Origin of the sequence: Lysobacter sp. K5869, from assembly GCF_018847975.1 — a bacterium.
Taxonomy (GTDB): domain Bacteria; phylum Pseudomonadota; class Gammaproteobacteria; order Xanthomonadales; family Xanthomonadaceae; genus Lysobacter.
This window is the reverse complement of record NZ_CP072597.1, coordinates 5510762-5524115: the sequence shown is the minus strand read 5'-3', so window position 1 is coordinate 5524115 and position 13354 is coordinate 5510762. Positions and strand designations below refer to the sequence as shown.

11 protein-coding genes are annotated in these 13354 nt (G+C 70.9%); 3 read left to right on the top strand and 8 right to left on the bottom strand.

Features of this window, described 5'->3' with window-relative positions; all coding sequences use genetic code 11:
* The first annotated feature begins 16 nt into the window (after nt 1–16).
* Complete coding sequence (locus J5226_RS23445; protein ID WP_215837359.1) at nt 17–2077, top strand: hemopexin repeat-containing protein; 2061 nt, start codon at nt 17–19, stop codon at nt 2075–2077.
* Between the two features lie 219 nt (nt 2078–2296).
* Nucleotides 2297–4450, top strand: coding sequence for a tetratricopeptide repeat protein (locus tag J5226_RS23440; RefSeq protein ID WP_215837358.1), 2154 nt, complete (start codon nt 2297–2299; stop codon nt 4448–4450).
* Nucleotides 4451–4475: 25 nt separating this feature from the next.
* Here J5226_RS23440 and J5226_RS23435 read toward each other — a convergent pair whose 3' ends face one another.
* The 8 genes from J5226_RS23435 to purM form a co-directional block, all read right to left on the bottom strand.
* Nucleotides 4476–5009, bottom strand: a complete 534-nt coding sequence (locus tag J5226_RS23435) for a hypothetical protein (protein WP_215837357.1) — start codon at nt 5007–5009, stop codon at nt 4476–4478.
* Between the two features lie 522 nt (nt 5010–5531).
* The gene (locus tag J5226_RS23430) at nt 5532–6686 is read right to left on the bottom strand and encodes a TIGR03364 family FAD-dependent oxidoreductase (protein ID WP_215837356.1); all 1155 of its coding nucleotides are present in this window, start codon (nt 6684–6686) and stop codon (nt 5532–5534) included.
* A 24-nt stretch (nt 6687–6710) separates the two neighbouring features.
* On the bottom strand, nt 6711–8000 hold the full coding sequence (locus tag J5226_RS23425) for a DUF5690 family protein (RefSeq protein ID WP_215837355.1): 1290 nt from the start codon (nt 7998–8000) through the stop codon (nt 6711–6713).
* Nucleotides 7997–8686, bottom strand: coding sequence for an HAD family hydrolase (locus J5226_RS23420; protein ID WP_215837354.1), 690 nt, complete (start codon nt 8684–8686; stop codon nt 7997–7999). The genes J5226_RS23425 and J5226_RS23420 overlap by 4 nt, the downstream gene beginning before the upstream one ends.
* Before the next feature lie 166 nt (nt 8687–8852).
* A complete protein-coding gene (locus J5226_RS23415; RefSeq protein WP_215837353.1) occupies nt 8853–9263 on the bottom strand; it encodes a hypothetical protein in 411 nt (136 codons plus the stop codon).
* A 21-nt stretch (nt 9264–9284) separates the two neighbouring features.
* Entirely contained in the window at nt 9285–9722 is a 438-nt protein-coding gene (locus J5226_RS23410; protein WP_215837352.1) for a hypothetical protein, read from the bottom strand.
* A 48-nt stretch (nt 9723–9770) separates the two neighbouring features.
* Nucleotides 9771–10379: a DUF2238 domain-containing protein gene (locus tag J5226_RS23405; RefSeq protein ID WP_215837351.1), complete on the bottom strand. Its 609-nt coding sequence runs from the start codon at nt 10377–10379 to the stop codon at nt 9771–9773.
* Nucleotides 10380–10868: 489 nt separating this feature from the next.
* Nucleotides 10869–11933, bottom strand: coding sequence for a phosphoribosylformylglycinamidine cyclo-ligase (purM, locus tag J5226_RS23400; RefSeq protein WP_255322912.1), 1065 nt, complete (start codon nt 11931–11933; stop codon nt 10869–10871).
* 324 nt (nt 11934–12257) lie between these two features.
* On the opposite strand from purM, the gene J5226_RS23395 reads away from it, so the two are divergent.
* Nucleotides 12258–13346, top strand: coding sequence for a DUF2066 domain-containing protein (locus tag J5226_RS23395; protein WP_215837350.1), 1089 nt, complete (start codon nt 12258–12260; stop codon nt 13344–13346).
* The last annotated feature ends 8 nt before the right edge of the window (nt 13347–13354 follow it).

Here is a 13354-nt window from a genome sequence, read left to right as displayed (position 1 = left end):
GCAGCAGGAACGCCGTATGCCGTCGCATCGCCCGATCGTTCGCACTGTTACCCGCACCGTCCTTCGTCCGCTCAGCGCCGCGCTCGCGCTGGCCTTGGCGGTCTGTGCGCCCGCCGCCGCCAAGACGCCGAAGGTGTTGTTCATCGGCACCGACGGTTTCCGCGGCGACGTTTACGGCGCGGTCGCCACGCCGAACCTCGACGCGCTGGTCGCCGACGGCTATCTCGGCCGCGAAGGCCTCACCGCCGACACCGCGATCAGCGGCACCGGCTGGTCCTCGCTGTTCACCGGCGTGGAACGCGACAAGCACGGCGTCTACGACAACAGCTTCAGCGGCAAGAATTACGTCGACTGGCCCGACGTGCTGACCCGGATCGAACGCGCCGCGCCGGACAAGAACACCGCGGTCGCGGTGGCGTGGTCGCCGTTGGCCACGCAGCTGCCGTGGACCGGCGTGGATACCGTCTTCAACGCCGGCAGCGACGCCAAGGTGCTGGCCAAGGCGCTGGAACTGCTGGCGCAGCCGGCCGGCCCGGACGCGCTGCTGCTGGACTTCAACGAACCCGACGGCGCCGGCCACGCCGGCACCTATTTCAATCGCGACGCCGACGGCTACACCGCGGCGATCCGCGGCGTCGATGCCTCGATCGGCAAGCTGATGGCGGCGGTGCGCGCGCGGCCGAGCTACGCCGACGAGGATTGGCTGATCGTCGTCGGCACCGACCATGGCGGCTCGGTGCATCACGGCCACAACACGCCGGACGACCGCAAGACCCTGATCGCCTTCAGCGGCGCGTCGGTGCCCAAGCTCGGGCTGGAACCGTTGCGGTTGGCGCCGCGTCAGGTCGACGTCGCGCCCAGCATCCTCGCGCATCTGGGCCTGGCCGTGCCCGCCGGACTCGACGGCCGGCCGATGCAGCGGCCCGCGCGCGAGGCGGCGCCGGCGTTCGGCGCCGAACTGCTCGCCAACGGCGACGCCGAATATTCGGTCGGCCGCCGCGACCGCGCTTACGACAGCGACGTGCCCGGTTGGCGCAAGGGCGGCGGCGGGCAGGTCGTGGATTACACGCAGTATTCGTGGCTGCCGGCGCGTCCGGCCGGCGGCGGCGCGAACCTGTTCATCGGCCGCGACGCGTCGCGCAGCAACACCCTGAGCCAGCGCGTGGATTTGCGCGGGCTCGATCTGAGCGGCGTGCGCTTCGCGCTGTCGGCCGATCTGGGCGCGTCCAGCGGCCACCGCGCGCGGGTGTTCCTGCGTTTCTACGACGAGCGGCGCATGGCCAGCTTCGGCAGCGGCAGCGTCGGCCACGTGTTCCGCGGCGGCGACTACTACCGCTACGACATCGCCGCCGACCGCGTCGCCACCGGTTATCCGCAATCCATCGCCAGCAACTGGACGGGGCTGGACAAGTTCGACGGCGGCGCGCGCGACATCGACGCAGCCTTCGATGGCGGCAGCGGCAAGGCGTATTTCTTCAAGGGCAGCCAATACATCCGCGTCGATCTGGCCACGCGCAGCGCCGATGCCGGCTATCCGTTGCCGATCGCCGGGAACTGGCCGGGCCTGGAGAAGTTCGCCGGCGGCGCGCGCGATCTCGACGCGGTGTTGATGTTCAGCCGCAGCCAGCTGTACTTCTTCAAGCGCGACCAATACATCCGCTACAACCTCGATCTGGATCGCGCCGACCGCTACTACCCGGGCTACCTGTCCGAATCCACCTGGCCGGGCACCGGCGAATGGCCGGCGCATTGGGCCGGCGCGCTGAACTTCGCCAACAGCAAGTCCTATCTGTTCAAGCCGGGCCAGTATCTGCGCTACGACCGCACGCTCGATCGCGCCGACGCCGGCTATCCGGCGCCGATCACCGCCGGCAGCTGGCCGGGGCTGCAAGCGCTGTACGCCGGCACCGCGTTCGAATTGGCGCCGGCCGGCGGCAACGGCGCGATGCAGCGCTACGAACTCGGCGGCGCGGTGCCGGCCGACGCGCAATGGGCCGAAGTCGAGATCCGTTTCGAGCACGGCAACACGCAAGGCGACGCCTTCGCCGACAACCTGAGCTTGAGTCTGCAGCGCTGAGAACGTGCGCCGCCGCGCCGGAGGTTGCGGCGCGGCGGCGCGCGGCGGCATCGGATCGGGGCGCGATGCCCCGGTTCGCGCGATTGCGATTGAAGTCCATGCCGAGTGTGATTTCGCTCGCGTTGGTTCAGGTTTCTGTGGCGATCGCGCGTGCCCGCCTCGCTTCCGCTTCGCGCCGGGATCGGCAAAGCTTCCGTCAGGGGAAAACGGGAGCGGGCAGTGGCTAAGGATCGGATCGGGCGCGGGGCGATGGTGTCGGCGGTGTTGTGGTCGCTCAGCGGCGCGGTCGTGGCGGGCGGCAACGTCGTGGCGACGCCCGCGCCGGTGTGCGCCAGCGCGGCCGCGGTGCTGCCGGATCCGGCGCAATGCTTGCGCGACTACGGCCTGGAACCCGGCGGCGACGAGTCGGCGCTGCTGGCGCAGTTGTACAAGCGCAGTCGCGCGGACCAGGACGGCGCGCGCTACGCCGATGCCGCGCGCGCGCTCGACTGCGCCGAAGCGACCGCCGGCGCCGCGCCGGCGCCGCCGGTCGCGCAGGAGCTGGCGCGCCAACGCGGCGTGCTCGAATTCCACAGCGAATGCCCGGTGGAAGCGCTGGGTTGGTTCAAGCGCGCGCTGGCCCTGGCCGAGCGCTCGGAGAACCGGCTCGCCCAAGGCAAGAGCTGGGGCAACATCGGCGCCGCGCTGCTGCGCCTGGGCGATGTGCGCGGCGCGGTGCAGGCGCAGACCGCCAGCCTCGGCCTGTTGCGCGGCCTGCCCGGCAACGAGGTCGCGCGTCCGCTCAACAACCTCGCCGAAATCTATCGCGGCCAGGGCGATCTGTCCGGCGCGGTGCGCTATTACCGGCAGGCCCGCGAGATCCACCGCGCCGCCGGCAACCTCGTCGAAGCCGCGCACACCCTGGAATCCTGGGGCGCCGCGTTGCTCGACAGCGGCGACTTGCGCGGCGGCGAAGCGCTGCTGCTGCAAGCGCGCGACGAATTCGCGGCGAACCGGGACAACCGCAAATACCTGCAGCGCACCTACGCCGAACTGGCGCGCGCCGCGCTGCTGCGCGAGGACGCCGCCGCGGCGCAGCGCTGGGTCGACAGCGGCTTGGAGGCGGTGTCGGCGGCCGACGGCGAACTCGTGCCGGCGCCGCTGCAATTGCAGGCGGTGCGCACGGACCTGGCGCGCGGCCAGCCGCGCGCCGCGCGCGACCGCGCCGCCGCCGCGCTGCGCGCGCTGGCGCCGCGCGACAGCGACCGCCCGACGCTGCTGGCCGAACTCGCCGCCGCGCACGAGGCGCTGGGCGAATGGCCGCAGGCGATGGCCGCGCTGCGCGAATCGGACGCCGCCGCGCTCGCCCTGCGCGAGGCGCGCTACGACCGCGAAACCAAGTGGCTGCAACTGCGCTTCGAAACCGCCGAGCGCGACCGCACCATCGCCGCGCTGGCCGCGCAGAACCGCGTGCGCAGTCTGGCGCTGTGGCTGACCGTGGTCTCGGCCTTGGCCGCGCTGCTCGGCGTGACCGTGTTCTTCCTACGTCGCCAGCAACGCGCGCGCGTTGCCGAGGCGGCGCGGCGCGCGCGCCTGGACGAGGAGATCGATTACTACCGCCGCGCCGCCGACGAACTCGGCGTCGACCGCGCGCGCCTGCAAGCCGCGCTGGACAGCCGCGAAGACGCGGTGCTGGTGCTCGACGGCGCCGGGCAAGTGCTCGCCGCCAACCGCGCCGCCAGCGAACTGGTGCAGCCCGGCGCGGCCGCGCCGGTGGCGGGGCGCGGCTTCGGCGACTTGCTCATCGGCGAGGACGCGCGCCGCTTCGCCCAAGCGCTGGAGCATTTGGAAGAATCGTCGGCGCCGCAGACGCTGGCGTTCTCGTTCGGCGGCGAACGCTTGCAGGCGCAGCTGAGCGAAAGCGGGCAGGGCGAGGGATCGATCGTGCTCGGACTGCAACGCGCCGCCGCGGCTGTCGCGCCCGCGGCGGTCGAAGCCGCCGGAGCCGCCGGAGCCGCCGACGCGATCGAATTGGGCGACGAACCGGCCGCGCCGGGCGACGAAGCCTTGCGCCATTCGTTCCGCCGCGCCTTGGTCGAACTGATGCTGGCGGTGGTCGAAGCCTGGGAGCGCAGCACCGGCCAGGGCCGCTTGGAGCTGGCGGAAAAGAGCCGCATCTGGCGCGTCACCGTCGACGACGGCCGCCTGCGCGCGCGGGCGATGGAGCGGTATCTGAGCCTGTCCAAGCTGCCGCGCCAACCGCGTTGGCGCGACGTGCTGCGCTCGGGCTATTACGTGCTGGCCGAATGCGCGCTGGAAGAAAGCGTGCGCGGCGAACTGCAGCGCCACGTCGACGCGGTGCTGGCCTACACCCGCCGCAACGCCCTGGTGTGAACGGCGTTGCGGCGGACGGCGCGGCTCAGCGGCCGCGCTTTTGCTTCGGCGCGGGCGATACCGCGGGCACCTCGCAGATCACGCACATGCCTTGCAGCACCAGCATGGTCGGGGTGGCGGCTTTGTAGGTGTAGCTTTGATGGTGATCGGCGGCCCTATAGCTGTCCGGGGCGTTCACTTCGGCGACCGGCACCGGCGTGGTCGCGCGCGCGGCGGTCTGCACTTTCGCGCAGTACTCGGCGGCCATCTTGGTCGCCACGTCCCAATGGTCGTCGACCTGACCGCACGAGCGCGGCGTCACCATGCCGCCGGCGGCGCCCTTGCCGGCCGGGCAGGTGCCGCCCGGCGCCGGCGGGCGGCGCAGCAGCGCGGCGTGGAAGTCGGCGACTTGCTTGGAAGTGAAGCGGAACTCCACTACCGGACGAATCTGCACGCCGTCGAGATAGCACTGCGGATTGGTCTGGTGAGCGGACGCGTCGCCGGCGCCGAGCGCGGCGGCGAGCAGCAGCGTGGCGACGGTCGCGGTCTGGATCGTCATTCCCTTGAAGAGCGGGCGCATCGGTGAGTCTCCTGGTTGCATCGCGGGGAGCGCGACGCAGTCAGCCTAGGAGCCGCGCCGCGCGGCGTCCAAGCAAATCCAGGGCACAAAGCGGGACGATATCCGAGCGAATTTGCCGGGATTCACGCTGCATGCGTGACCTCGTTCGCGGCCGCGCGTTGCGCGCCGCCCGCGCGCGCGAAAGCTTCCCACGTTGTCCCGGTTCGATCCCGGCTTAGGCCTCGCCATGCGCGCCGTCGTTGGGCTAAATGAACGCCGTCGCCGCGGTTTCCCGACGCCCGCTCCGAGCAGCGGGCCGCACGGACGGAAAGCACCGGCGATGTCGAAGCAAGGCACACGGAGGTGCCGCCCGTCCCGCGTCGGCCAAGGATGCGCCGCGCGGTCGGCCCGGGCGCGCAGCGCGCCCGCCGGCGGGTACCGGCCGCTCCATGGGGGAGCCAGCGGAGCGGACGACGCGGGCCATGGCGGGTCAGGCCGCCATGGCCCGCGAAAGGATCGCGGCGCCGAGCCGCGACGACGCACTCAGGCCGCGCGCCGCACCGCGCCGTAGCGGCCGTCGACGATCTCCTCGGCCAGCCCGAAGCTCAAGGTCATGCCCAGGCCGCCGCCGCCGACGGCGTTGACGATGGTCACGCCCGGCAGCGGTTCGGCGACGAATTCGCTGCTGCCGTCGGTGAGCTTGGGATAGATGCCGTGCCAGGTCTGGATCGGGCGCGGATCGGGCAGGCGCAGGAAGCCGGACAGGTAATCGAGCACCTGGGCGTTGATCGCGTGCTCGTCGAACGGATCGTGGGTGTGGGCGTAGACGTGCGAATCGCCGACGGTGATCTCGCCGCGGCCGTTCTGCGCGGCCATCACGTGGATGCCCAGCTCGATCAGTTCGCCGTACTGCGCTTGATAGCGCGCGCGCAGCGGCGCCACGTCGGCGGCCTGCTGGAAGCCGGCGTAATGCACCAGCGACAAGCCGCCGCACAGCGCCGCGCCCAGGCGCAGATCGCCGGCCGGCGGCGCCAGCCGCAGCATCTGCAGCTTGCAGCGGGTCAGCGGCGCGGCGGCGTAGAGCTGCGGGAACAGTTGCTCGAACTCCGGGCCGCTGCACACGAACACGCGGTCGGCGTCGAAGCGGCGGGTGCCGGAATGGACGCGGCCGGTTTCCACCGCGGTGACCGGCGTGCGCCAATGGAATTCGACGCCGTAGCGCTCGTGCAGATAACCCGGCAGCGCGGCGAGGGCCTCGCGCGGATCGACCAGCATTTCGTCGCGGTTGAACAGCGCGCCGCGCAGGCCGCCGCCGACCAGGGCCGGCGAGATCGCCAAGGCCTCGTCGCGGCCGAGCAGCGAACACGGGCGCAGCGCGCGGTTGGCGTCGGCGTATTGCGCCAGCACCTCCCATTCGTCCTGCGCGTAGGCCACGTGCAGCGAACCGCAAGGGTCGTGCCACAGCTTCGCGCCGTCGATCACTTCTTGCCAGATCGCGCGCGAGCGCAGCGCGCGCTCGTAGGCGGCGCCGTTGGTGACGCCGATCGGCCAGATCATGCCGAAGTTGCGCACCGAGGCGCCGACCGCGCGGTCGTAGCGCTCCAGCACGGTGACGCGGTGGCCGCGCACGGCGAGCGCGCGGGCGATGGCGAGGCCGACGATGCCGGCGCCGACGACGAGTACGGAATCAGTTTTCATGCGGGAATGAGTGGGTCGAAGCGGTCAGACGGGCGCCAGCGCCGGCGCATCGGCGCGGCGGCTGGCGCGGTGGTGGAAATACACGGCCGAAGCCAACAGGCAGGCGCCGCCGACCGCGCTCAGCGCGAGCACGATCTGGGCGAAGAACTGGGTCCACGACAGCTGCAGGCCGGAGAATTCCTTGGCCAGCAGCACCGCGACGCTGCCCAGATAGCCGAAGGCATCGGACAGGTACATCAGGAAACCGACGTTGCCGGCGACGCGGAAGGTCGCGATCAAGCGTTCGTAGAACACGCAGTTGAACGGCACGTAGGCCAGATACAGACCGAAGCCGACCAAGGCCAGCCACCACAGCGGCGGCAGCGCGCCGGCGCGGTAGGCGAGGGTGGCGATGCCGGCGACCATCAGGCCGGCGAACATCAATCCGTGCAGCGCCATCAGCCCGCGCAGGTTGTCGCGGAACCACGTCAGCCCCGCGGTCAACGCGAGAACGGCCAAGGCGACCGGCGTTTCGATCAGCGCGAACACGCCGGCGTTGTTGCCGTAGCCGAGGTCCGCGAACAATTCCGCCTCGAAGTTGTCGCGGAAATCGCGCACCACGGTCAGCGCGACATAGCAGCCGATCATCAGCGCCAAGCCCGGCAGGAAGCGCCGCACGAACGCCAAGCGCTCGGCCCGGCTCATCGGCAAGCGCTCGCTGCGCGCGGCGCGGTCGGCCGCGTCGGGCGCGGGCACGCGTTCGAGCAGGCGCAGCGCGATCAGCAGCGGCGGCACGAACAGCAGGCCGGTCAGGAACGGCATCCAGAATTCGTTCACGCCGCTGAGCAGCAGCCACTTGCCGACGCTTTTGACGATGCCCGAGGCCATGATGAAGCTCGACGCCAGGATCGCGCCCATCGCCTCGGTGGTGCGGCGGCCTTCCAGATAGCTGAAGACCAGACCCCAGACCATGCCCAGCGGCAGGCCGTTGAGGAACAGGAACGGGATGTTCCAAGGCGCCGGCACCACGGCGAAGCCGAGCAAGGCCAGCCACGCGCTGCCGATCAACACCAGCATCAGCGGCGCGCGGCGTTCGCGGCGCAGGCCGCCGATCACGCCGATGCCGAGGAACTTGCTGCACATGTAGCCGAGGATCTGCGCGACCACCAGCCAGACCTTGTAGTCCACGTCCAACCACTGCTGGCCGTGGAACGAGGCCGCGGCGAACGGCTTGCGGAACGCGTACATGCTCGCGTACGCCATCAGCGCCGCGCCGCCGGCGAGCAGGGTCACCCGCCAGGATTGCAGCGTCTCGGCGGAAACGCGCGCTTTCATGCGGCGTCGTCGCGCACGGCGGCGTCGATGCCGAGCAGCGCCGGCAGCTCGAACAGCGAATCGACGATGGCGTCGGGGCGATACGGCTCCAGTTCGGCGCGGGCGAACGCGCCGGTGGTCACCGCGACCACCAGGCCGGCACCGGCGTTGCGGCCTTCGCCGATGTCGACCTCGGTGTCGCCGATCTTGACCAGCGCGGCCGCGTCGTCGATGCCGAAGCGGCGCAGCAGCGCCTGGGCCATGTGCGGCGCGGGGCGGCCCTGCGGCACCTCGTCGCTGGCGATCAGCGCGTCGATGCGGCCGTGCCAGTCCAACCGCGCGACGATGGCCTCGGCGATGTCGCGCGAGAACCCGGTGTTCAGCGCGACCTTGATGCCGTGCGCGCGCAGCAGGGCGAAGGTCGATTCCGCGCCCGGCAGCGGCGCCACGCCGGGCCGCTCGCGGTAGCAGCGCAGCATGCGCGCGACGAAATCGTCGTGGATCGCCTCGATCTTCGCCGGCGTCGCCGACTCGCCGAGCAGGCGCGCGATCGCTTCGGGCTTGCGGTAGCCCATCAGCGCGCGGCAGGTCTCCGCCTCGATGGGATGGCCGGCGGCGGTCATCGCGCCGACGAAGGCCTCGGCGACGAAACCCGGATCCGACACGGTGGTGCCGGCGATATCGAACAGAGCGAGACGGTAGTTCATGGAAGCCGGAGGCGCTGCGGGACAGGCTTCCAGCTTGGGCACCGGGCGCAACCCGGTGATGACACGGCGGGGACAGGCGGGTGGACCTGTCTAGTTCGGCGGGTTGTCGTTCAGGCTTTCCGGGGCGGCGGATCGGCCGCGCGGGGCGCCCCGCGGGCGGCGGGCGTCAGCGCGGCGCGTCGAACGCCGCCCGCACCGAGGGCCGGTTCAGCACGACGAAGGTGAACACGCCCAGCACGGTGCCCAACGGAAACGACAGGCAGGTCAGGGCGGCGGCGATCTGGCAGAGCTTGCGGCCGCGGCGTTGGCGCAAGCGCTGGGCGGCGAGGTAGGACACCACGCCGAAGGCCACATTGACCGCCACCAGTAGGGCCAGCAGGCCCAGCGCATACGCCCGCCCTTCCGGGAAGTTCACCGATGCGTTCGGGTTGGGAATGTTCAACATCACCGCGGCCATCACGCCGGCCACCGGCAGCGACAGCGCGCCGAGGGCGGCGAGGATGTAATAGAAGATCGACAGCACCTGCAGATGGCTGGCGTCGGTGGCGGCGGTCGTGTCGGCGGCAGGGGCGTTCATGGCGTGGTCCGGGCGCATGGATCAGGCAGGGGCGAACATCGCTTTGACTTCGGGTTTCACCAGCAGCACCAAGGCCAAGACGCCGATTACGGTGCCGAAGGGCATGAACATGCAGCTCAGCGCGGCCAGCACCAGGCACAGCGTGTAGCTGCGGCGTTGCCGCAAGCGTCGGCCGGCGAGCGCCATGCTCGCGGCGAAGGCCATGCCGACGAGGATGAAGATCGCGCCCATGACCAGGAACAGCCAACCCACGATCTGCGGCGGCGCGCCGTTGCCGGGCTGGTCGAACGCGCCGGAAATCATCGCCGCGCCCATGGTCACGTGGATCAGCGGAAACAGCGAGAACAACGCCGCGATGGCGGCGAGCACGTAATAGAAGACGCCGATCAGATCGAGATGGGCGGCGTCTTTAGACGGCGGCGCGCTCGGCGCGGCGGCGGACGGCAGCGGATCGTTCATGGCGCGCGGTTCCTCGGAAGCGGTCCAGGGCAGCGGAAACCCGTGGGCTCAGCCGGCGGCGCGCTTGCGCGGCCAGGCGGCGAGCGAGCCCAGTGTGGCAAGAAACATGTCGGTGTGCGCGTCCCACACGTCGCCTTGCTGGCCGTTGTAGGACTCCGCGTCCTGCGGCGACATAGTCAGGGCGATGGCCCACTCGAACCATTCGTAGATCAGGCTGGTGCACATGATCGCGGCCACCGCGAGGACGAAGGCCTGCCCCGCGCTCAGCGCCGGCCAGCGCTGGCGGAGGTACTCGCGCAGCGCCGGCGCGAAGCAGGCGCCGTAGAGGAAATGGATCAGCCGGTCGAAGTGGTTGCGCTGGAAGCCGAACGCGCGGTCCAGCGACCAGCCGCCGGTGAGCCATTGGATCCACTGATCGTAGGGCACGTAGGAATACAGCCAGCGCGCGGCGACGCAGTGCAGCGTCATGAAGCCGCAGATGGCGAGGAAATGCGCGTCGCGCAGCGGCCAGCGGCGGTCGTGGCGCCACAGCCAGAGCAGGCCGACCACGGTCAGCGCGCTGTGCATGGCTTGCTCGAACGGGCTCTTCGGCGCGATCCAGGTGATCGCGAAGACGGTCAGGACGAAGGCCAGGGCGGCCTTCTTGGGAGCGCTCATGCGTCCTTGCGCGGGCATGCGGGGGGTTCCGGTGATGACGGGGGAAAACTACCGGAGCGGGGTGGGGAAGGGAACAGGCGTCGCAGTTTTCGTTGTGGTTGGGTTGGCGCGGTCGCACCTTGCGCAGCTCCTACCGTCGGAGACGAAACTTTCCGCAGCCCCTGTAGGAGCTGCGTGAGCTGCGACCAACCGAAGCGACGCCGCCCCGCCGCCGCTCCCCGGAGCCCGGCAACTCCCCGTACAAAAACGCGAACGCGAAAGCGCTCGCCGACAACGGCGACAGCAAAATCAAAATGGATTCCGGCTTTCGCCGGAATGACGGGGTGGTGCGGCGGCGCCGTTCGCAACCATCGTCGCAACCGCAACCGCAACCGCAACAGCAACCGCTAATCGCAGCCGCTAATCGCAGCCGTAGCCGTAGCCGCGCCGCTAAACGAAAAACGGCGAGCCGAAGCCCGCCGTTCTCTGATCGATCGCGAAACGCCGCGATCAACCGATATGCACGCGCTCGCCGCCGCTGTGCCCGACCACTTCGCCGATGCGCCAATGCGCCAGACCCAGGCGGGTCAGGTCGGCCTCGGTCGCCGCCGCGGCTTCGTCCGGCACCACCAGCACGAAGCCGATGCCGCAGTTGAAGGTGCGCCACATTTCCTCGCGCGGCACCGCGCCTTCGCGCTGCAGCCAGTCGAACACCGGCGGCAGGGTCCAGGTGGCGGTGCGGATGTCCAGGCCGAGGCCTTCGGGGATCACGCGGATGATGTTCTCGGTCAGGCCGCCGCCGGTGACGTGGGCCATGGCGTGGATCGAATGCTCGCCGCCGTTGGCGCGCAGCAGTTCCAGCACCGGCTTGACGTACAGCGCGGTCGGCTCCATCAGCGCGTCGATCAGGCGCACGCCGCCGACGGCGACGTCGCCCGGACGGCCGGCGCGGTCGAAGATCCGGCGGATCAGCGAATAGCCGTTGGAGTGCGGGCCGCTGGAGGCGATGCCGATCAGCACGTCGCCGCGGCGCACGCGCGCGCCGTCGAGCAACTGCGACTTCTCGACCGCGCCGACGGTGAAGCCGGCCAGATCGTATTCGCCCGGCGGGTACATGTCGGGCATCTCGGCGGTCTCGCCGCCGATCAGCGCGCAGCCCGCGAGTTCGCAGCCGCGGGCGATGCCGCCGACCACGGCGACCGTGGTGTCGACGTCGAGCTTGCCGGTGGCGAAGTAGTCCAGGAAGAACAGCGGCTCGGCGCCCTGCACCAGCACGTCGTTGACGCACATGCCGACCAGGTCGATGCCGATGGTGTCGTGGCGGCCCAGCTGCTGGGCCAGCTTGAGCTTGGTGCCGACGCCGTCGGTGCCGGAGACCAGCACCGGCTCGCGGTACTTGCCCGACAGGTCGAACAGGGCGCCGAAGCCGCCCAGCCCGCCCATCACCTCGGGGCGGAAGCTGCGCTTGACCAGCGGCTTGATGCGTTCGACGACCTCGTTGCCGGCGTCGATGTCGACGCCCGCGTCGCGGTAGGTCAGCGGCTTGGGGGAGGTGTCGGAGGAGGATGCGGTCACGGCGGCCCCGGGGTGGTCGCGGAGGGAAGCCGGCGATTTTAGCAGGCCGGGGCGGGCCAGGCGTTAGCGGATAGGAGCTAGAAGATAGCGAAAGCCAAGCCGGCCGGGCCTTTCGCTATCTTCTAACTCCTATCCGCTATCTGCCCGCTTATCCGCCCGCTCCCCCTCATTCAGCCTCCGAATGGACTCCCCGCCCCGCCTACGGCACCATTTCGGACCTTGAACGCCGCTGTCGGCCCCAGGCCGGCGGACGGCCGCACGGGCCGGGCCACGCGGCTCGCAACGCGGGCGGGACGCCCGCTCCACGGACAGATAGGGACAGCGATGGGCGGGTCGATGGGTAAGGCAATCCGGACTTGGGCGATGGCCGCGGCGCTGCTGGCGAGTTTCGCCGCGAGCGCGCAGCGGGTGGAGGGCGACCGCGCCCAGGCCGAGGGCGCGTATTCGGCCGAAGTGCCGGTCGGCGGCCAGAGCGAGAACGAGCGCAACGGCGCGATGGCGCGGGCGCTGGCGCAGGTGCTCAGCAAGATGTCCGGCGACCGCGCCGCGGCCAGCCGCCCCGGCGTCGGCCAGGAGCTGCGCCGGGCCAAGGACTACGCCACCGGCTACGACTACCGCCAGGACGAGGGCGTGTCCCAGGTCACCGGCGCGCCGACCTTCCAGACCACCTTGGTGGTCAATTTCGACCAGGAGAAGGTCGAGAACCTCGCCGCGACCCTGGGCCTGCCGATCTGGCCGCAGCCGCGGCCCAAGCCGGTGCTGTGGCTGGCGATCGACGACGGCAGCGGCCCGCGCCTGGTCGGCCTCGGCCAGGCCAACGCCGCGCGCGCCGCGCTCAACCGCGCGGTCGAACGCGGCTACCGCCTCGGCCTGCCCAGCGGCAGCGCCGCCGAACAGGCCTCGGTCGGCGCGATCTGGCGCGGCGACGCCGCCGCGGTGGCGCGCGCCTCGGCCCGCTACAGCCCGCCGATGCAGCTGATCGGCAAGCTCTACCGGGTCAAGACCGGCGGCTGGAAGGGCGACTGGTCCTTCGTCGACGGCGGCAAGGTGCTCAACAGCTGGAACACCACCGACGTGGACGCGCGCAAGGTCATGGCCGGCGGCGCCGACGGCGCCGCCGACGCGCTGATGAAGCGCTACGCCAAGCGCAGCGTGTCCGGCACCCCGGGCACCTACCGCGTCGTCTTCACCGGCGTGCGCAGCGCCGACGACTACATCCGCCTGGCCGGCTACCTGCAAGGCCTGGCCGTGGTGCGCAAGATCGTGCCGATCCGCGCCACCCCCGAAAGCGTCGAATTCGACCTCGACCTGCTGTCCGGCCTGCCCGGCTTCAAGCGCATGACCGACGCCGGCGACACCCTGGTGGGCCTGGAAGGCCTCGAGGGCCAGCCGCCCGTGTTCCAACTGCACTGAGCCGACGC

Coding starts and splice junctions, on each gene's coding strand:
- J5226_RS23445 (WP_215837359.1), top strand. CDS start 17: ATGCCGTCGCATCGCCCGATCGTTCGCACTGTTACCCGCACCGTCCTT.
- J5226_RS23435 (WP_215837357.1), bottom strand. CDS start 5,009: ATGCGCCCGCTCTTCAAGGGAATGACGATCCAGACCGCGACCGTCGCC.
- J5226_RS23430 (WP_215837356.1), bottom strand. CDS start 6,686: ATGAAAACTGATTCCGTACTCGTCGTCGGCGCCGGCATCGTCGGCCTC.
- J5226_RS23425 (WP_215837355.1), bottom strand. CDS start 8,000: ATGAAAGCGCGCGTTTCCGCCGAGACGCTGCAATCCTGGCGGGTGACC.
- J5226_RS23420 (WP_215837354.1), bottom strand. CDS start 8,686: ATGAACTACCGTCTCGCTCTGTTCGATATCGCCGGCACCACCGTGTCG.
- J5226_RS23415 (WP_215837353.1), bottom strand. CDS start 9,263: ATGAACGCCCCTGCCGCCGACACGACCGCCGCCACCGACGCCAGCCAT.
- J5226_RS23410 (WP_215837352.1), bottom strand. CDS start 9,722: ATGAACGATCCGCTGCCGTCCGCCGCCGCGCCGAGCGCGCCGCCGTCT.
- J5226_RS23405 (WP_215837351.1), bottom strand. CDS start 10,379: ATGAGCGCTCCCAAGAAGGCCGCCCTGGCCTTCGTCCTGACCGTCTTC.
- J5226_RS23395 (WP_215837350.1), top strand. CDS start 12,258: ATGGGCGGGTCGATGGGTAAGGCAATCCGGACTTGGGCGATGGCCGCG.